Genomic DNA, 17633 nt, shown 5'->3' with positions numbered 1-17633 from the left:
TGGTGGCCGAGGGCGTGGACAGGGCCTATCTGGAACAGTTGCTGGGCGAGGCCGAACGTCAGGAGTCGATCCTCAAGGTGATGTCCCGTCCGGCCGAGAAGCGCCTGAACTGGGGCGAGTACCGGCAGATCTTCATCGAGCAGAAGCGTATCGACCAGGGCGTCGAATTCTGGCGCGAGCATGCCGATACCCTGGCGCGGGCCGAACGGGAATACGGCGTGCCGGCCGAGATCATCGTCGCCATCATCGGCGTCGAGACCCGTTACGGGCGTATAACCGGCAATTACCGGGTGCTCGATGCGCTGGCCACGCTCGGCTTCGACTATCCCAAGCGCGGGGAGTTCTTCCGCGGCCAGTTGAAGGAGTACGTGCACCTGGTGAGGGAGGAACAGCTGGATCCGCTGTCGCTCAAGGGCTCCTATGCCGGCGCCATGGGCTACGGTCAGTTCATTCCGTCGAGCTACCGCGCCTATGCGGTCGATTTCGACGGTGATCAGAAACGCGATATCTGGAACAACCCGACCGATGCGATCGGCAGCGTGGCCAACTATTTCGCCCGCCATGGCTGGAAGAGCGGCGAGGCGGTGATCAGCAATGTGGTGATCAACCGGGCGGCCGACCCGGCCTGGTTCAATGCCGGACTCAAGCCGGAAGTGACGCTGGCGCAGTGGGGCGAACGGGGCATCAGTACGCGCAAGGATCTGGATCCGGCGCAGCCCGCGACGCTGATGGAGCTGGAAACCGCCGAGGGCGAACAGTACCGCTTCGGACTGCACAACTTCTACGTGATCACCCGCTACAACCACAGCCGGCTCTACGCAATGGCGGTATACGAGCTGAGCCGGGATATCCGTGACGCCTACGAACGGAGCCGCCGGGGATGAGCCGGCCGGCCCTGAGAAGCGCAGTGGCGCTGGTGACGCTGGGACTGCTGGCCGGCTGTGCCGGCAAGGTGTCGCAGCAGGAGCAACAGGCCGGTGGCGAGAATGCCGGGCGTTATGCGCTCACGCATGACGTGGCGCCGGAGGATCCCGTCGATGTGTCGCAGGTGCCCGATGCGGTACCGCGACTCGAGCCGAAAAGCCTGGGCGGCAACCGCAGCCCCTATGAGGTGCTGGGGAAAACCTACCGGGTGCTCGACAGCGCCCTCGGTTACCGCGAGCGGGGCACCGCCTCCTGGTACGGTCGCAAGTTCCATGGTTACGAGACTTCGAACGGTGAGGTCTATGACATGTACAGCATGACCGCCGCCCACAAGTCGCTGCCCCTGCCGAGCTTCGTCCGGGTCACCAACCTCGACAACGGCCGTCAGGTGGTGGTACGCGTCAATGATCGCGGGCCCTTTCACGAGGGCCGTGTCATCGACCTGTCCTATGCGGCGGCCTACCGTCTCGGGATGCTTGGCAAGGGGACGGCGCGAGTCGAACTCGAAGCGATCGTGCCGCGCAGGGCGACCAGCAGTGCGCAGCTGGTCAAGGCCGGCGCCGAAAAGCTCGCGGCCGAATCCGGGCGTTATCTGCAGGTCGGGGCTTTTGCCGATGCCTCCGCGGCGGACCGGATCGGACAGCGACTGGGCCCGTTGTCGCCGGGACTCAGCCTGCGGGTCATGCCGGTCGAGCATGGTGGCCGTACCCTGTACCGGGTGCAGCTGGGGCCGGTACAGGACAGCGAGACCGAGCAGCGGCTGTTGCAACAGCTCGCCGATGCCGGCTACAGCAAGGCCCGTCCGGTGGACTTGCCCCGGGCCAGTGAGTAGAGTAGAACTTTTTCCCCTCGGGGTCGTCTACCCTGCACCTTTTTCCTTTTGCCGATCATCAATCAAACGCCATGGCTTATCCATTGATCTATAAACGCTTTCTCGGTTTCTTCCTGTTCGCATTCGTGCTGGTCGGTCAGCTCCAGGCCGCCTCCCTGATCCCGGCACCGCCGCAGATCGCCGCGACCTCCTACCTGGTGATGGATGCCGATACCGGCGAAGTGCTGCTCGCCGACCGCGAGAGCGAGCAGTTCGCGCCGGCCAGTCTGACCAAGATGATGACCAGCTACATCGTCGAGTACGAGCTGGCCAAGGGTAATATCGCCAAGGACGACCTGGTGCAGATCAGCGTCAAGGCCTGGCGTACCGAAGGCTCGAGGATGTTCGTGCGCGAAGGCACCCAGGTCAAGCTGATCGACCTGCTGCGCGGCATCATCATCCAGTCCGGCAATGACGCCTCGGTGGCCGTGGCCGAACATATCGCCGGCAGCGAGTCGGCCTTCGCCGATCTGATGAATCAGCATGCGCGCCGCCTGGGAATGGAAAATACCACTTTCCACAACGCCACCGGCCTGCCGGCCGAGGGGCATGTCTCGACGGCACAGGATCTGGCGAGACTGGCTCGCGCCATCATCCGGGAGTTTCCGGAAACCTATCCGATCTACGCGGAAAAATATTTCACCTACAACGATATCCGTCAGCCCAACCGCAACCGCCTGTTGTGGCGCGACGATTCGGTGGACGGGCTCAAGACCGGTCACACCGAAGAGGCCGGTTACTGCCTGGTGGCCTCGGCCAGTCGTGACGACATGCGTCTGATCTCGGTGGTGCTGGGCACCAAGAGCGAAGAAGCGCGGGCCCAGGAAACCCAGAAGCTGCTGTCCTATGCCTTCCGCTATTACCGTACCCACAAACTCTATGAGGGTGGGGCGCCGCTGAATACCGCCAAGGTATGGGGCGGTGGTCGCGACGAGGTACGGCTCGGTCTTAGCGAAGCACTGGCGGTAACGGTGCCGCGCGGTCAGACCCAGCAACTCGAAGCGGAGCTTGACGTGGATCGCGTGATCGAAGCGCCGGTCGTCCAGGGGCAGGAATATGGCCGCGTACGGGTGACGCTGAATGGCGAAACGGTACGTGAGGTGCCGCTGGTTGCACTGGAAGAGGTGCCGGCCGGCGGTATGCTGAAGCGCATCTGGCACAGCATACTGCTGTTCTTCTTCGGCCTGATCGGCTAAACCTTCTACTATCCTGGCAATCTAACAGGCATCAATGGCCGCCGGTATCCCGATACCGGCGGCCCGGGTGTTTTCAGGCGATGAATACCGTATATCTGAATGGTCGTTACATGGCGGCCGAAGAGGCCCGAATCTCACCGTTCGACCGCGGTTTCCTTTTCGGCGACAGCGTCTACGAGGTGATACCCTACTTTCAGGGGCGGGGCTTCCGGCTGCAGGAACATATCGCGCGTCTGGAGCACAGCCTGCGGGCCGTGCGCATCCCCAACGGGCGCGACTGGGTGGCTATTCTCGACCAGCTGGTGGAGCTGAATGGCGGCGGCAACCTGTCGGTGTATCTGCAGGTGACCCGCGGCGACAGCGGCAGCCGCAGCCATGCCTACGATGCGGGGCTGGAGCCCACCATCTTCGCCTGCTGCACGCCGGTCCGGGACTTCGCTTCGCTTCCGGTGGCAGAGGTGAAGGGGCTTGCCGCCATCGTGACGGCGGATCTGCGCTGGCATCGCTGCGACATCAAGTCCACCTGCCTGCTGCCGAATATCCTGGTGCTGCAGCAGGCCCGGGACCAGCAGGCCGACGAGGCGTTGCTGTTGCGTGACGGCGTCGTCACCGAAGGGACCTCGAGCAATATCTTCGTGGTGCGCCAGGGCGTGATCTACACCCCCAAGCGCAGCTCGGAGATCCTGGGCGGGATCACCCGTGAGCTGGTACTGGAGCTGGCCGACGAGAACGGTATCCAGTATCAGGAAACGGATATCGATTACGAGGCGCTGACCACCGGCGACGAGGTCTGGATATCGAGCTCGACCCGTGGCGTGCTGCCGGTCACCTCCATCGACGGACAGGCGGTCGGCAATGGCGAGAAGGGGCCTCTCTGGGCCCGAATGTTTGAACTGTTGACCCGTTACCAGCGCAAGCTGATGACGGGGAGTAAGTGATGAGCGACCAGCAACCCCCCAAAATCGAATTTCCCTGTGCCGACTATCCGATCAAGGTCATTGGCCATAACCGGGATGATTTCCGCGGTTTTGTCATCGAAACGGTGCAATTTCATGCGCCCGACCTCGATATCGACCAGGTCAGTATTCAGGGCAGCCGCGAAGGCAACTTCCTCTCGGTGCGCTTTTGCATTACCGCGACCAGTGCCGAGCAGCTCAAACGCCTGCACGAGGACCTGATGGCATCCGGCCGCGTCAAGATGGTGATTTGATGGCCGCGCCCGAAGCCCTTGTCGATCCCGTTGTCGCCGATACCCTGATCCTGCGGGATCTGGGCCAGGTCGAATACGCCTCCACCTGGCAGCGCATGCAGGCCTTCACCGACGCTCGGGACGCCGCGACGCCGGACGAGATCTGGCTGCTGGAACACGACCCGGTGTTCACCCAGGGGCAGGCCGGCAAGGCCGAGCATCTGCTCAACCCCGGTGATATTCCGGTGGTGCAGGTCGACCGCGGTGGCCAGGTAACCTATCACGGCCCCGGACAGCTGGTGGTCTATCTGATGATCAATCTGCGGCGCCGGACGCTCGGTGTGCGTGACCTGGTGGACCTGATGGAGCAGAGCGTGGTGGACCTGCTGCAGTGGTACGGTGTCGAGGCCTACCCCAAGCCCGATGCGCCCGGCGTATATGTCGGCGATGCCAAGATCTGCTCGTTGGGACTGCGGGTGCGCCGCGGCTGTTCCTTCCATGGTCTGGCACTGAACCTGGACATGGACCTGGAGCCTTTCCTGCGCATCAACCCCTGCGGTTACGCGGGCATGGCGATGACCCAGCTGGCCAGTCTGGTGCCCGGACTCGATCCGGCCGAAGCCAGTCGCCGATTAGGCGATATTTTGATCAGCAAAATCGGGTATACTACCGTCCTCCGCAGAAACAGACTGGATTAGCGATTCTATGGCAGAAACTGACAACAAAGCCGCCGCGGTGCGCATCGAACAGGGCGTGAAACTGCGTGGCGCCGAAAAAGTAGCCCGGATTCCGGTCAAGGTCATCCCGACGGAAAAAGAGGACATGCCACGCAAGCCCGAGTGGCTGCGGGTGCGCATGGGATCCTCGGCCGAGGTCAAGCGCATCAAGGAAAAGCTGCGCAAGCACAAGCTCGCCTCCGTCTGCGAAGAGGCCAGCTGCCCGAACCTGGGCGAGTGCTTCAGCCATGGCACTGCGACCTTCATGATCATGGGCGATATCTGCACCCGCCGCTGCCCCTTCTGCGATGTGGCCCATGGCCGTCCGAATGCGCTCAACCCCGACGAACCGCGGGAACTGGCGACCGCCATTGCCGACATGGGGCTGCGCTATGTGGTGATCACCTCGGTCGACCGCGACGACCTGCGCGACGGCGGCGCCCAGCATATCGCCGACTGTGTGCGTGAAACCCGCGAGCGCTGTTCGTCGATCCAGATCGAAACCCTGGTGCCGGATTTCCGCGGTCGCATGGACATTGCGCTGGAGATCCTCAGCGCGACGCCGCCGGATGTCTTCAACCACAACCTCGAAACGGTGCCGCGGCTTTACAAGCAGGTGCGTCCCGGTGCCGATTACGAATGGTCGCTTGATCTGCTGGCCGGCTTCAAGGCGCGTCAGCCCGACATCCGTACCAAGTCCGGCCTGATGGTCGGCGTCGGCGAGACCAACGACGAGATCATCGAGGTCATGCGTGACCTGCGTGCTCACAATGTCGACATGATCACCATCGGCCAGTACCTGCAGCCGAGCCGCAGCCATCTGGCGGTCGACCGCTTCGTGACGCCGGCGGAGTTCGACGAATTTGCCTGTATCGCCCGGGAGCTTGGCTTCAGCCACGTGGCCTCGGGGCCGCTGGTGCGCTCGTCGTACCATGCCGATCTGCAGGCCAAGGGTGAGAAGGTCGGCTGATCCGCCGCCTGAGCCGGGAGACGAAAAAGGAGCCTGCGGCTAATGCCGATCAATTAAGCTCTTTAACTTGCTGATCGGACAAGAGAAAATCCGGAATCCATCTCAAGGGTTCCGGATTTTTTTATGCATTTCAGTCAGGCAGTGGACGCCATTTCCCATGTGACACCCGAGCAGCTTGCTGCACTTTCGGAGGTTCTTTCACCTGAGCTGATTGAACAGTGTCTCTATGAATCCGGAACCGTTACGCTACGCAAGCGTCGTCTGCCTCTGGAGATGATGGTCTGGAGCATCGTCGGTATGGCACTGTTCCGGCATCTGCCAATGAGCCAGATCGTCAACCAACTCGATATCATGTTGCCGGGAGACCGGCCCTTTGTCGCTCCTAGCGCCGTGGTGCAAGCCCGCCAGCGGCTGGGGGAAGAGGCCGTGCGGAAAGTATTTGAACAGACGCAATCCCTCTGGCATCAACACACTCCGCATCCGCATCCGCATCCGCATCCGCATTGGTGCGGGCTGCGGTTGCTGGGGGTCGATGGCGTGGTCTGGCGAACGCCTGACTCGAAAGAGAACGCAGCGGCATTTGCGCGGACTCGGAATCAGGACGGCGCTGCGCATTACCCCCAGGTCCGTATGGTCTGTCAGATGGAACTGACCAGTCACCTGTTGACGGCAGCGGCTTTTGACAGTGTCGAGCGCAATGAGCTGAAGCTGGCCGCCCAGCTTATCGAGCAGACGCCGGACCACTCGTTGACGCTGTTCGATCGCGGTTTTTACGCCCTTGGCTTCCTCCATGCGTGGCAGTCGCAGGGGGAAGAGCGCCACTGGTTGATTCCGCTGCGCAAAGGGGCCCGTTATGAGGTCATTCGCCGCTTCAGTAAGCGTAACTGCCTGGTATCACTCCCCGTATCCCCGCAAGCCCGGAAACAGTGGCCCGATGCGCCTGAACACCTGACCGCACGGTTGGTCAGTCGTGAGGTGAACGGCCAGCTGCGTCATGTACTGACATCGATGATAGACCCTATGCGCTACCCGTCCGACGATATCGTCGATCTTTATTCACACCGTTGGGAGATCGAGCTGGGATACCGTGAAATGAAGCAGTACATGCTGGGAAACCGCCTGACGCTGAGAAGCAAAAAGCCAGACATGATCCGCCAGGAACTGTGGGGAACGCTGCTGGCGTACAACCTGTTGCACTTCCAAATGGCGCGGATGGCGTACAGTCTGAAAGGCATACACCCTTGCCAGATTAGCTTCAATCAGGCTGCGGGGATGATCATCAAGGAGCTGACGATCTTGCCGGCAGTCTCACCGGGTAAAGTGCCATCTGTTATCAAGGCGATGACCGATATGGCTCCCGCTTTTGTATTGCCGATAAGGCGAGAGCGGCTCTATCCACGGGCACTGAAGAGCTGCCCCTGCCGCTACCCCGTCAGAAAGAAAAATGCCAGTCAGTTGGCTTAACTGACTGGCATTAAGCCTGCGGCTCCTTTTTTAGTTCCAGCGTGCCTTTACGGCAAGAAGGTGTAATTCGTGGATGGGAGCACCGTCAGGGAAAGTGCTGAAGCCTGCAGTACGCGCGGGTGGGTTTTCGGGATTTAACGCTCGGCGGCATCTTTCACCGCCTGCTTGAGTCTGCGCAGGCCGGCGTGTCGCGAGTCGATCATCAGGCCCTGCTCTATTCTCGAAATGCCCTGGGCCACGCGACCGTTTTCCAGATCATCTCGGGCCGTACGTTCGAACAAGTCCGCCATTTCTCCAAGGCGGCTCAGTGCCGTCGGGTTGTCCGGACTGATGCTGAGCACCTTCCGGTAGTTTTCCACTGCATTCCTGCCAGGTGGGAGAATGAATCGACCGGCGTCAAGGTGTGCCTCGGCCTCCCGCAGCAAACGATCAATCATCTGCCTGTCGGCGGCGCTAGGCGGCGAATCCGTACTTGCGGCCTGTACATCGTGTTTTAACGACAACAATCCCCGGTGCTCCGGCTGGATCTTCAGGCCTTGTTCGATCAACGACATCAGCAACTTGGCATCGAGGTTCGCCAAATACTCACGGGCCAGTTCCTCGTGTCTGTCGGCGATCTGGGCAAGGCTCTCAGTAGCCCCGGCGTTACCCGAATCGATCTGTAATATCCGTTGGTACGCCGCGGCGACGTCCTGCAAGTGCTCCATGCGGGTATTGACGAAGTCGGTTGGGTTCCTGATGGCTTGTGACACCGCAATGGGGACGTTGATCTCGACCCTGTCGCCTGCGTCGATTGTATACAGGTAAATACCACCACCGATCAGCATTGCCAAGACCCCGACGCCAAACCGCCTCGGTGTGAACAGCGTCGAGAGGATGGATTCCAGAGCAACTGAGGACGGCATCGAAGGGGGGAGACTTGGCGGTTGCTATCAGCTTTTCCTGAGGCGGTATTTCTGCTTCAAGGTTTTGGGCGTTGGCTGACTCGCTTTCAGGTGCAAGCCCGATTGCTGCAGAGCCTTCGACACCTCCCGCGCTGACCGCGGATGTCCGCACATGGGTAGCCGTGGCCGATGGCAGCGGCGACGCCCCGCCCGATCTGATTTCGTCGATTGCGCTGAACAGCTCTTGGGTGTTGGAGTAGCGATTATCGGGGGACTTAGCCAGCAGGCGATCTAAGATCGGTTGAAATTCGGCACAATCCGAGGGTAGAGCCGGGATGGGGGCGTTGATGTGTTTGTAGGCGATCACGAACGAATCCTCGCCCTCGAAGGGGCACCGTCGGGTCAACATCTCGTGGAATACGACCCCGAGGCTGTAAAAATCGGATTGGGCGGTGACGGTCTTGCCCATTGTCTGTTCGGGACTCATGTACTTGGGCGTGCCGATTGCCAGTCCGGCCTGCGTTAGCTGCGTCCCGGAGGAGGCCGCGGCCTTGGCGATACCGAAATCGGACAACACGGGCGTCTTGTCGGCTCGGAACAGTATGTTTGCGGACTTGACGTCGCGGTGGATGAAGCCCAAAGCATGGGCGTAGCCCAAGGCGCTGGCGATGTGTCTGAGGATGAGCAGGGCATGCTCTTTGGGTAAGCCTTTCTGAATGTACTGGCTGAGATTGCCCCCGGAGGCATACTCCAAGGCCATGTAGTAATAGGATTCAAAGGCGCCGATATCGTACACCGTGACGATATTGGGATGAATCAACTTGGCGACTATTTTTCCCTCCTTGAGAAAGCGAATGCGGAAATCCTCGTCGGCCACCAGGGCCGGTGCCATGATCTTGAGAGCCACCTCGCGGTCCAGCGATTCCTGCACGGCAAGATAGACCGTGGACATGCCGCCCTTGCCAATCTCATTCTTCAGTTGGTAGCCGGGTATTTTCATCGACAAAGCAAGCTATCAAGTCAGCCTTGGAATTGTGGCCCTGGTCCAGGTTTAACTGGCCAGGGAGCCGTGCAGCGACCCGAGGGTTTCTACCCGCGGCCCACCATAGCGACACGCTGGGCATACACACCTCGTCTGCCCTCGATCACCAGCCGTCCCGGCTTTCAAGGGCTTGTTGGCTGAGTATAGGTGGTCGTTCCCTCGCGCGCCCGGTCGCGACGGCCGCAGTGGCACCATCCACTATACTTACAACTGGTTTAGATGCCTGCCAGGAGTTCCGGAGTTATTCAGTCTTGCGGGGCCCCATCATCGGATAGTTTGTCTATGTCTCGTGTCGCCTGTGTTGTGTTGTCGCTGTTCATACTTGTCGTTTCGCCGGCAGCTATCAAAGCAGCCTCCGACTGGTCGCCCTTGCTGGAGGCGGCGTTCCACGGTGACCTCGCTCAACTCGAGACACTGTTGGACGGGGGCGCCGAGGTAGATGCGACGGATGGGGAAGGCTCGACCTCGTTAATGGTAGCGGCCTCGCGGGGTCACTCCGCCATAGTGCGGGAACTCCTGTCCAGGGGGCGCGCATCGATGCCCGCAACAAATATGGCTGGACACCCCTGATGCTGGCTACCAAGGCGGGTCACCAGGGGATCGTGCGAACGCTGCTGGCGAGAGGCGCCGATCCGAACATCAAGAACCGCGATAGCACGAGCGCCTTGATGATGGCTCAAGGTAGCGGCATGGCGGATCTGTTCAAGGCGGAGCGCGACCAGGGCCGGTCGGAACCTACGCCTGAAGCGACCGTTGAGGTCACGCCGCGGCCCGGTCCGGACGCGGAGATCGATAAGGAGCAGGCGGCGCGGGACCGCCAACGGGCGGCAGCCGAGTTGGCGCGTCGAGAACAGCAGGACCGCCAGCGCAACGTGACGCGGCTCTTGGCGACGGCGCAAAGGCAAGTGGGTGCCAATCGCCTGACGTTACCGGCCGGAGACAATGCCTACGCCACTTACACCGAGGTTCTGGACCTCGACCCGGGTAATCAGGAGGCCGAGGCGGGGTTGGAGCGGATCGCGGATCAGTATGTACGTTTGGCGGAACGCAGTGGTCGTGATGGAGACTGGAACAGGAGTCTGGAGTATATCGAGAGGGGGTTGCGAGTGCGGCCCAAACATGCCCAGCTGCTGGCACTGAAGGAAGATATCCAGGCGCGGCAGGCGCTGGCCAAACAGGAACGTCAGGAGGCCGAGGCACAGCGGCAGCAGGTGGCGAACCTGCTGGCGACCGCGAAGCGGCAGCTGCGAGCCGGGCAATTGACCGGGCCTGATGGGAACAACGCCCACGCCAGCTACCGGGGGTGCTGGCGTTGGACCCAGGCAACCGGGAGGCCGAAGCCGGGTTGAAGCAAATCGCCGAGTACTATGCGACGGCGGCCCGAAAGCAGGGCGAGGCCGGCGCCTGGCAAGACAGCCTGGCCCAGAGTGAGACGGGGTTGGGCGTACTGCCCGGGCACAGCGGCCTGTTGGCCCTGCGCGATCGAGCGCAAGCAGCACTGGCCGAGGTGGGACGTCACGAGCGGAGGCGACAGGCGGTGGCAGATCTCTTGGCCGAGGCCGAGCGGCAACTGCAGGCAGGGCAATTGATGCAGCCCGAAGGGGACAATGCGCACGCCAGCTTGCTGAAGGTATTGGCATTGGAGCCGGAAAACGCAGCGGCGGCGGCCGGCTTGGCCCGAATCGCCGATCACTATATGCAGGAAGCCCGGCGGCAAGGCGAGGCCGGGGCTTGGCAGAACAGCCTGGAGCTGAGCGAGCGGGGATTGGAGGTTGTGCCCGACCATCCGGAACTGCTGGCGTTGCGCGAACAGGCGCAGGCGGGTTTGACCGAACTCGAAGCGCGCCGTCAGGAGGTCCAGCGGCGGCAACAACAGGTGTTGGATCTGCTGGCGACGGCCGAGCGACAGCTCAAGGCCGGGCGGCTGACCGTTCCTGAAACCGACAACGCCCATGCGACCTACCTGCAGGTGCTGAAACTGGATCCGGATAACGAGGAGGCCCAGACCGGTCTGAAATGGATGGCCGAGCGCTATGCTCAGTGGGCATGGGAGCGTGGTGAGGCCGGTGAGTGGCAGGAGAGCCTGGATCAGATCGAGCGAGGCCTGCAGGTAAATCCCGGGCACGCGGGCTTGTTGGCACTTCAGCAGCAAGCGCGGTTGGCTTTGGAGGCAGCTGAGCGTGAGCGGCAGGAGGCCGAAAAGCGGCGCCAACAGGTGGCAGAGCTGCTGGCTTTGGCGGCGCAGCAGATGGATTTGAACCGATTGACCGAACCCTCAGAGGCAAACGCCCACGAGACGTACCGGGAGGTGCTGAACCTGAATCCTGATAACCCTGAGGCGAAGAGGGGCTTGGCGGAGATTGTTCAACGTTATACCCAATGGGCGCAGGAGCAGCGCGAGGCCGGGGCCTGGCAGGAGACTCTGGACCTGAGCGATCGCGGATTGAGGGTCGCGCCGGATGATGACGAACTGCTGGCGCTGCGGGAGCAGGCCCGGAAGGCGCTCGCGGAGGCCGAAAAGCGGCGACGGGAAGTCGCGGCCCTGCTGGCGGAGGCGCGGCGGCAGCTGCGCGCGGGCCAACTTGCAGAACCCGAAGGAGACAACGCCCATGCAACGTATCGCAAGGTGCTGAAGCTGGAGCCGGAGAACAGTGAGGCGAAGCAGGAGCTGATCGAGATCGCCGAGCGCTACGCCGATTGGGCTCAGGAACAGGCCGAGGCCGGCGCTTGGGAGAAGAGTCTAGCTCATAGCGAGCGGGGCTTGACGGTATCACCCGGGTACCCACGGCTGATGGCACTGCGCGATAGGGCCCAGACAGCCCTCGCCGAGGCCGAACGCAAGCGCCAGGAAGCCGAGCGACGGCACCGGCGGGTGGTGGACCTGCTGGCAGTGGCGCAGCAGCAGTTGCAGGCAGGCCGATTGACCGAACCCGAAGGGGACAATGCCTTGTCCAGCTTCACAGAGGTGTTGGCGCTGGAATCGGACAATCGCGAGGCCCAGGCCGGCCTGGTGCAGATTGCCAAGCTGATCGCCGGGCAGGCCCGGGACCTGGCGGAGGCCGGTCAGTGGCGGGAGAGCCTTGCCCGCAGCGAGCAGGGCCTGAAGGCGTTTCCAGACAATGGCGAGCTGATGGCGCAACGGCAGCAGGCTCAGGCCGCGCTGGACGAGGCCGAGCGCCGGCACCAAGAATCACTGCGGCGGCAGCAGGAAGTCGCCAAGCTCCTGGCCAGCGCGCGGCAGCAACTGGCGCTTGGTCACCTGGTCGAACCCGTGAATGAAAACGCCCACGCCAGCTATCTGCGCGTCCTCGAGCTGGATCCGGGCAATCGCGAGGCCGAGGGGGAGTCGAGGAAATCGCAACGATATTTGCCGGCGAGGCGCAGGCGCAAGCCGAGGCCGGCGCCTGGCGGGAAAGCTTGACGCAGACCGAGAAGGGGCTTGCCGTGTTGCCCGGGCATGCGGACTTGTTGGCGCTGCGAGAAAAGGCCCAGGTGGCGTTGGCCGAGGCCGAACGCCAGCGTCGGGAGGCCGAAAAGAAGGCGGAGGCGATCAGGACCCTGCTGGCCACAGCGGAGCGTCAGCTTGCTGCAGGCCGTCTGACAGAGCCCGAGGGGGATAATACCCTTGACAGTTATCGTCAGGTGCTGGTGCTGGATCCTGATAACGCTCAGGCGAAGGCCGGGTTGGAACAGCTGTTAACACAGGCCGAGCAGGCGGCAGAGGAAGAGAATGACGCCCTGCGGCAGGTCGAGCAAGAACTCGATATCGAAGAACAGCTCATGCGCCTGACCATACAACGGCTGCTGACGCGGGAATGGGGAGGCGCCCACAGGGCGCCGCTCAGTGATCAGTTTCGATATTCGAGGCCGATGGTGCTAATGACGTCCGAGCGCAGGCCATCGTCGTTCAATGGGACCTGGACATTCGCCGAGAAGATCAAGTTTTTGGTGGGGCTCCATTTGACGCCGAAGGCCGCATCAACGATGTCATCCCCTGTTCCGCTTTCGTTCAGCCGATGGCGGCCGACGATATCCACAGCCCCGGTTAGCTGTGGGCTGCCTCCGTAGACGCCCACCTTGTAGAGAAACTCGTCACGGTCGCTGTCATCCAGGTCGAGGTCGAAACCGAGGTTGGTGTTGGCGATGATCTTGTCTGTAATATTGGCCGAGGCAATGACAAACGGCTGTAGGTTGGTGCTGCCCGTGCCGAGGAAGTTGTCCTCGTCGCCGGTCTCGAACTTCACCCGCGCAGCGCCGGCGACATTGTAACGCTGCTCGTCCAGCAGGAAATACTTGGCGCCTAGCACCACGTCCCCGATACCGGTCGCACTCTCGCTGTCCGAGTCGAACGGTGACTCATCCCCGCCTTCGAAGGTGTGAGCGCCTGGAAAGGGGTTCTCCTCCGAAACTTCCACCATGGCCTCGGCATCGACATCCATACTCGCCTTGATGATGGGGACGATCAGGCTTACGTCCAGCCGATCGGTGACCCCGTAGGTCCCGGCAAGTGCCAGAGCCGTAAAGCGAAGATCGATGTCGAACTGGATGTCCAGGGTGTCATTCTCAAAGCTATCAGGTGAATCCGGCGGAGCAATGATGTCGAAATCATGAAGGGCTGTAGCCCGTAACTTGCCTAAATCGTGCCCTTCAAACTCATCGTACTCGAAGTAGGTGACGGCAAAGCCCAGGCTGAACTTGCCCTGGCCGAGGGTCTCGGGACGTTCGGACACCAGAGGTCCCAGGGTCTGCGATGTCTGGACATAGGTGCCCTGGGCGGGATCGAACTGATAGGTGACGCCACCTGCCGATGGCGATACAGGAAAGGGCCTGATCTCGCCCGCAATCAGTTTGTTCAGCGCCAAGACCGATTCGGTACTGGCCAGCAGGAAGTGTGCTTCGTGGCTGGGGAATGGCCCCTCCGGTGGAGCGAGCGTGATGCCATCTCCACCGTACAGGCCGGGTATCACATCAACCAGGTCCTTCGCCAAAGCCTGAGGCGGGACCTGGAGTGTCGTCAAGGCGAGAGCGAGGGAAGTGGCGATACGAGGTTTATTCATGGCTGGAACTCCCTGATTTTCGGAACTTGTAGGCCCTTGGAAGATCTTTGTCATTTGTGCTGAAGGCAAATCCCCATGACAGTTCAAAATAACTCTAGCAGCCGTTTTGGGGTCAGGCACCATTAGACAACGAGTTATTGTCAGAGCGGGTGTGTCGGGATCAGGCAGCGTTACTGTCTGAATACACCCTTCAAAGTGATCAAGCAGATGGCGTATGGGTACCGCAGTAGCGACTATGTCTTCCTGAAGATCAAAGCCGCATTTCCCGGAAAGCTCGATGAACCCTTATTTATTGGGGTCCGGATAGGCAAGGGAATCTGCTCCTGTATTCGTCAGCACAGCCACAATTGGCCTCGGGACTTTTGATCCGCACTCGGAAAGGCGATGGGTCCGGTTCCGAACAGGTACACTAAGCGCCAAAGCCGCTCGATCCGCTCTTGCGTAATCGAAATGCTTTTCTCCTTCCATCGGCTGCTTTCTCACCACCCGCTACCCGCCGCTGGCCACGGATCGATCCGCAATAGTGCCCACATTGTCGACAATTGGTAACAGTTGGAGTTGTAGTGTTACTACAGAAAATCACGAACCCCGATGACAACTTGCCGGGAGCAGGGGCGATAGCTGGACACCTGGCCGGTACTGTCCAGCGATCGAGAGTGAGCCGTTGCCGAGTCGGTCCAATTGATCCAAATCAACGGAATGAGCCGGAATATGGCTTTCTTAGACCTGTATAAAAGAGGTGAATGTTAAACATAACAACCATCAATGGTATGTCTGGCGGTCGCGGAAAAGCGCCGTAAGCACTGGATTTTCGGGCCTTTCCCAGGTTTGTAGTCGAGTGTAGAAATAGCCAATTAGTCGCAGGCCGACACAAATATGGTCCCGACTACTTAAGTCGCGGTGCCTGTTCGGCATACAATAGCCGCCGGAAAATCGAATCCTTCGGCCCCAGTCCGTTCCGGCGGCGACCAAAAGTCGCCGCCTGCTGGGCCGATGGCTCAAGCGGCCAGCCGTAAAAATCAGGGGACACCATGACGACTACTAAATCTACCATCGTTTATACACTGACCGATGAAGCGCCTTCTCTGGCGACCTGTTCACTGCTGCCGATCGTGCGTACCTTCACCCGCGCAGCCGGCATCGACGTCAAAATCAGCGATATCTCTCTGGCTGGTCGAATCCTGGCGGCATTCCCCGAAAAACTGACTGACGAACAGCGCGTGATCGACGGTCTGGCGGAGCTGGGCGAGCTGACCCAGGATCCCCACGCGAACATCGTCAAGCTGCCCAATATCAGCGCCTCCGTACCGCAGCTGCGCGCCTGCATCGCCGAGCTGCAGTCCCAGGGCTATGACATCCCGGATTTCCCGGAAGACGCCAGGACCGATGAGCTCAAGGAGATCAAGGAGCGTTACTCCAGGATCCTCGGCAGCGCCGTCAACCCGGTTCTGCGCCAGGGCAACTCCGACCGTCGCGCGCCGGCGGCCGTAAAGGCCTTCGCCCGCAAGCACCCGCACTCCATGGGGCCCTGGAGCAAGGCCTCGCGTACCCATGCCGACTACATGCGTGGCGGTGACTTCTTCTCCAGCGAGCAGTCGGTCACCATGCTGAAAGCCCAGGACGTGCGCATCGAGTTCGTCTCCGGGGACGGCCAGGTCGAAGTCAAGAAAACCCTGGGTCTCGAAGAAGGCGAAGTGCTTGACAGCATGTTCATGAGCAGCAAGGCGCTGCGCAATTTCTTCGAAGAGTCCCTCGAAGACGCCAAGAACACCGGCGTGATGTGGTCCCTGCACGTCAAGGCCACGATGATGAAAGTGTCCCACCCGATCGTTTTCGGTCACGCGGTCAGCGTCTTCTACAAGGACCTGTTCGACAAGCACGGTGCGCTGTTCGAGGAGCTGGGCGTCAACCCGAACAACGGTCTGAGCAGCGTCTTCGACAAGATCAAGAGCCTGCCGGACTCCAAGCAGGAAGAGATCCTGCATGACCTGCACGCCTGCTACGAGCAGCGTCCGGAGCTGGCGATGGTGGATTCCGTCAAGGGCATCACCAACCTGCACATCCCCAGTGACGTGATCGTGGATGCGTCCATGCCGGCCATGATCCGCAACTCCGGCCAGATGTGGGGTCGCGACGGCAAGCAGAAGGACACCAAGGCGGTGATGCCTGAGAGCACCTACGCGCGCATCTATCAGGAAATGATCAACTTCTGCAAAACCAACGGCGCCTTCGATCCGACCACCATGGGTTCGGTACCGAACGTGGGCCTGATGGCAATGAAGGCGGAAGAGTACGGCTCCCACGACAAGACCTTCGAAATGGCCGAAGACGGCACCATGCGCGTCGTCGATGCCGACGGCAAGGTGCTGATGCAGCACGAAGTCGAGAAGGGCGACATCTGGCGTGCCTGCCAGACCAAGGACGCGGCCATCCGCGACTGGGTCAAGCTGGCGGTTACCCGTGCCCGCAACTCCGACACTCCGGCCGTGTTCTGGCTGGACGAGGAGCGTGCCCATGACAACGAGCTGCGCAAGAAGGTCGAAGCCTACCTGCCGGAGCACGACCTCGACGGTCTGGATATCCGTGTCATGTCCTACAACGAGGCGATCCGCTTCTCGATGGAGCGCATGATCCGCGGCAAGGACACCATCTCGGTGACCGGCAACGTACTGCGCGACTACCTGACCGACCTCTTCCCGATCATGGAGCTGGGGACCTCGGCCAAGATGCTGTCCATCGTGCCGATGCTGGCCGGCGGTGGCATGTACGAGACCGGTGCCGGCGGTTCCGCACCGAAGCACGTGCAGCAGCTGATGGAAGAGAACCACCTGCGCTGGGATTCCCTCGGTGAATTCCTGGCCCTGGCGGTCTCGCTGGAAGAGCTGGGTATCAAGGAAGACAACCCGCGTGCCAAGGTCCTGGCCAAGTGCCTCGACAAGGCCACCGAGAAGCTGCTGGACACCGGCAAGTCCCCGTCCCGCAAGACCGGCGAGCTGGACAACCGCGGCAGCCACTTCTACCTGGGCCTGTACTGGGCACAGGAAGTCGCCGCCCAGACCGAAGATGCCGACCTCGCTGCCGAGTTCGCGCCGCTGGCCAGGGCCCTGGCCGACAACGAGCAGCAGATCCTGGCCGAACTCGCCGCGGTCCAGGGCAAGCCCGCTTCGCAGATCAAGGGCTACTACCACGCCGACCGTGCCGACGTGAAGAAGGTGATGCGCCCGAGCGCCACTCTCAATGGCCTGCTGGCAACTGCCAATCAGTAAACCCTAGGGTGGGTTAGCGATGTATTGGCACCTGCATAGCGGAGACTGTCGCTG

At 61.4% G+C, this 17633-nt stretch carries 16 protein-coding genes; 12 read left to right on the top strand and 4 right to left on the bottom strand.

All coding sequences use genetic code 11. The features are described 5' to 3' along the window. The first annotated feature begins 14 nt into the window (after positions 1-14). From mltB to ACFQDL_RS08350, 8 genes are all read left to right on the top strand, one after another. Entirely contained in the window at positions 15-884 is an 870-nt protein-coding gene (gene mltB, locus ACFQDL_RS08385; protein ID WP_379908611.1) for a lytic murein transglycosylase B, read from the top strand. Then, a complete protein-coding gene (locus ACFQDL_RS08380; RefSeq protein ID WP_379908610.1) occupies positions 881-1756 on the top strand; it encodes a septal ring lytic transglycosylase RlpA family protein in 876 nt (291 codons plus the stop codon). Before mltB ends, ACFQDL_RS08380 begins: the two co-directional genes overlap by 4 nt. A gap of 83 nt (positions 1757-1839) precedes the next feature. Continuing rightward, positions 1840-2991, top strand: coding sequence for a D-alanyl-D-alanine carboxypeptidase family protein (locus ACFQDL_RS08375; protein WP_379908609.1), 1152 nt, complete (start codon positions 1840-1842; stop codon positions 2989-2991). 80 nt (positions 2992-3071) lie between these two features. Beyond that, complete coding sequence (locus ACFQDL_RS08370; RefSeq protein ID WP_379908608.1) at positions 3072-3929, top strand: D-amino acid aminotransferase; 858 nt, start codon at positions 3072-3074, stop codon at positions 3927-3929. Next, the gene (locus ACFQDL_RS08365) at positions 3929-4201 is read left to right on the top strand and encodes a YbeD family protein (RefSeq protein WP_379908607.1); all 273 of its coding nucleotides are present in this window, start codon (positions 3929-3931) and stop codon (positions 4199-4201) included. The genes ACFQDL_RS08370 and ACFQDL_RS08365 overlap by 1 nt, the downstream gene beginning before the upstream one ends. After that, positions 4201-4878, top strand: coding sequence for a lipoyl(octanoyl) transferase LipB (gene lipB / locus ACFQDL_RS08360; protein WP_379908606.1), 678 nt, complete (start codon positions 4201-4203; stop codon positions 4876-4878). The genes ACFQDL_RS08365 and lipB overlap by 1 nt, the downstream gene beginning before the upstream one ends. A gap of 7 nt (positions 4879-4885) precedes the next feature. Further along, positions 4886-5866: a lipoyl synthase gene (gene lipA, locus ACFQDL_RS08355; RefSeq protein ID WP_379908605.1), complete on the top strand. Its 981-nt coding sequence runs from the start codon at positions 4886-4888 to the stop codon at positions 5864-5866. Between the two features lie 123 nt (positions 5867-5989). Further along, positions 5990-7330, top strand: a complete 1341-nt coding sequence (locus tag ACFQDL_RS08350) for an IS4 family transposase (RefSeq protein ID WP_379908604.1) — start codon at positions 5990-5992, stop codon at positions 7328-7330. Positions 7331-7464: 134 nt separating this feature from the next. Here ACFQDL_RS08350 and ACFQDL_RS08345 read toward each other — a convergent pair whose 3' ends face one another. Together ACFQDL_RS08345 and ACFQDL_RS08340 are read right to left on the bottom strand one after the other, a co-directional pair. After that, a complete protein-coding gene (locus ACFQDL_RS08345) occupies positions 7465-8028 on the bottom strand; it encodes a hypothetical protein (RefSeq protein WP_379908603.1) in 564 nt (187 codons plus the stop codon). Continuing rightward, a complete protein-coding gene (locus tag ACFQDL_RS08340) occupies positions 7976-9214 on the bottom strand; it encodes a serine/threonine-protein kinase (protein ID WP_379908602.1) in 1239 nt (412 codons plus the stop codon). Before ACFQDL_RS08340 ends, ACFQDL_RS08345 begins: the two co-directional genes overlap by 53 nt. A gap of 261 nt (positions 9215-9475) precedes the next feature. Here ACFQDL_RS08340 and ACFQDL_RS08335 point away from each other — a divergent pair, with 261 nt between their 5' ends. From ACFQDL_RS08335 to ACFQDL_RS08325, 3 genes are read left to right on the top strand one after another with little or no spacing between them, the layout of a single operon-like run. Then, positions 9476-9826, top strand: a complete 351-nt coding sequence (locus tag ACFQDL_RS08335) for an ankyrin repeat domain-containing protein (RefSeq protein ID WP_379908601.1) — start codon at positions 9476-9478, stop codon at positions 9824-9826. Next, positions 9790-10605, top strand: coding sequence for an ankyrin repeat domain-containing protein (locus tag ACFQDL_RS08330; protein WP_379912966.1), 816 nt, complete (start codon positions 9790-9792; stop codon positions 10603-10605). The genes ACFQDL_RS08335 and ACFQDL_RS08330 overlap by 37 nt, the downstream gene beginning before the upstream one ends. Next, positions 10602-12677 (top strand): hypothetical protein, encoded by a 2076-nt coding sequence (locus ACFQDL_RS08325; RefSeq protein ID WP_379908600.1) that lies wholly within the window; start codon positions 10602-10604, stop codon positions 12675-12677. Before ACFQDL_RS08330 ends, ACFQDL_RS08325 begins: the two co-directional genes overlap by 4 nt. Positions 12678-12952: 275 nt before the next feature. Here the strand turns inward: ACFQDL_RS08325 and ACFQDL_RS08320 are convergent, their stop codons facing one another. Together ACFQDL_RS08320 and ACFQDL_RS08315 are read right to left on the bottom strand one after the other, a co-directional pair. Then, on the bottom strand, positions 12953-13087 hold the full coding sequence (locus tag ACFQDL_RS08320) for a hypothetical protein (RefSeq protein WP_379908599.1): 135 nt from the start codon (positions 13085-13087) through the stop codon (positions 12953-12955). 17 nt (positions 13088-13104) lie between these two features. Next, positions 13105-14313, bottom strand: a complete 1209-nt coding sequence (locus ACFQDL_RS08315; protein WP_379908598.1) for a transporter — start codon at positions 14311-14313, stop codon at positions 13105-13107. A 1031-nt stretch (positions 14314-15344) separates the two neighbouring features. Here ACFQDL_RS08315 and ACFQDL_RS08310 point away from each other — a divergent pair. After that, complete coding sequence (locus tag ACFQDL_RS08310; protein WP_379908597.1) at positions 15345-17579, top strand: NADP-dependent isocitrate dehydrogenase; 2235 nt, start codon at positions 15345-15347, stop codon at positions 17577-17579. Positions 17580-17633 lie beyond the last annotated feature (54 nt).

It is taken from the genome of Marinobacterium aestuariivivens (assembly GCF_042661465.1).
Taxonomy (GTDB): Bacteria; Pseudomonadota; Gammaproteobacteria; order Pseudomonadales; family Balneatricaceae; genus Marinobacterium_A; species Marinobacterium_A aestuariivivens.
This window is presented reverse-complemented; position numbering and strand designations above follow the sequence as displayed.

Excerpts from the sequence above, each read along its gene's own strand:
- ACFQDL_RS08380 (WP_379908610.1), top strand. The coding sequence starts at position 881 with ATGAGCCGGCCGGCCCTGAGAAGCGCAGTGGCGCTGGTGACGCTGGGA.
- ACFQDL_RS08370 (WP_379908608.1), top strand. The coding sequence starts at position 3,072 with ATGAATACCGTATATCTGAATGGTCGTTACATGGCGGCCGAAGAGGCC.
- ACFQDL_RS08365 (WP_379908607.1), top strand. The coding sequence starts at position 3,929 with ATGAGCGACCAGCAACCCCCCAAAATCGAATTTCCCTGTGCCGACTAT.
- lipB (WP_379908606.1), top strand. The coding sequence starts at position 4,201 with ATGGCCGCGCCCGAAGCCCTTGTCGATCCCGTTGTCGCCGATACCCTG.
- lipA (WP_379908605.1), top strand. The coding sequence starts at position 4,886 with ATGGCAGAAACTGACAACAAAGCCGCCGCGGTGCGCATCGAACAGGGC.
- ACFQDL_RS08350 (WP_379908604.1), top strand. The coding sequence starts at position 5,990 with ATGCATTTCAGTCAGGCAGTGGACGCCATTTCCCATGTGACACCCGAG.
- ACFQDL_RS08340 (WP_379908602.1), bottom strand. The coding sequence starts at position 9,214 with ATGAAAATACCCGGCTACCAACTGAAGAATGAGATTGGCAAGGGCGGC.
- ACFQDL_RS08335 (WP_379908601.1), top strand. The coding sequence starts at position 9,476 with ATGCCTGCCAGGAGTTCCGGAGTTATTCAGTCTTGCGGGGCCCCATCA.
- ACFQDL_RS08315 (WP_379908598.1), bottom strand. The coding sequence starts at position 14,313 with ATGAATAAACCTCGTATCGCCACTTCCCTCGCTCTCGCCTTGACGACA.
- ACFQDL_RS08310 (WP_379908597.1), top strand. The coding sequence starts at position 15,345 with ATGACGACTACTAAATCTACCATCGTTTATACACTGACCGATGAAGCG.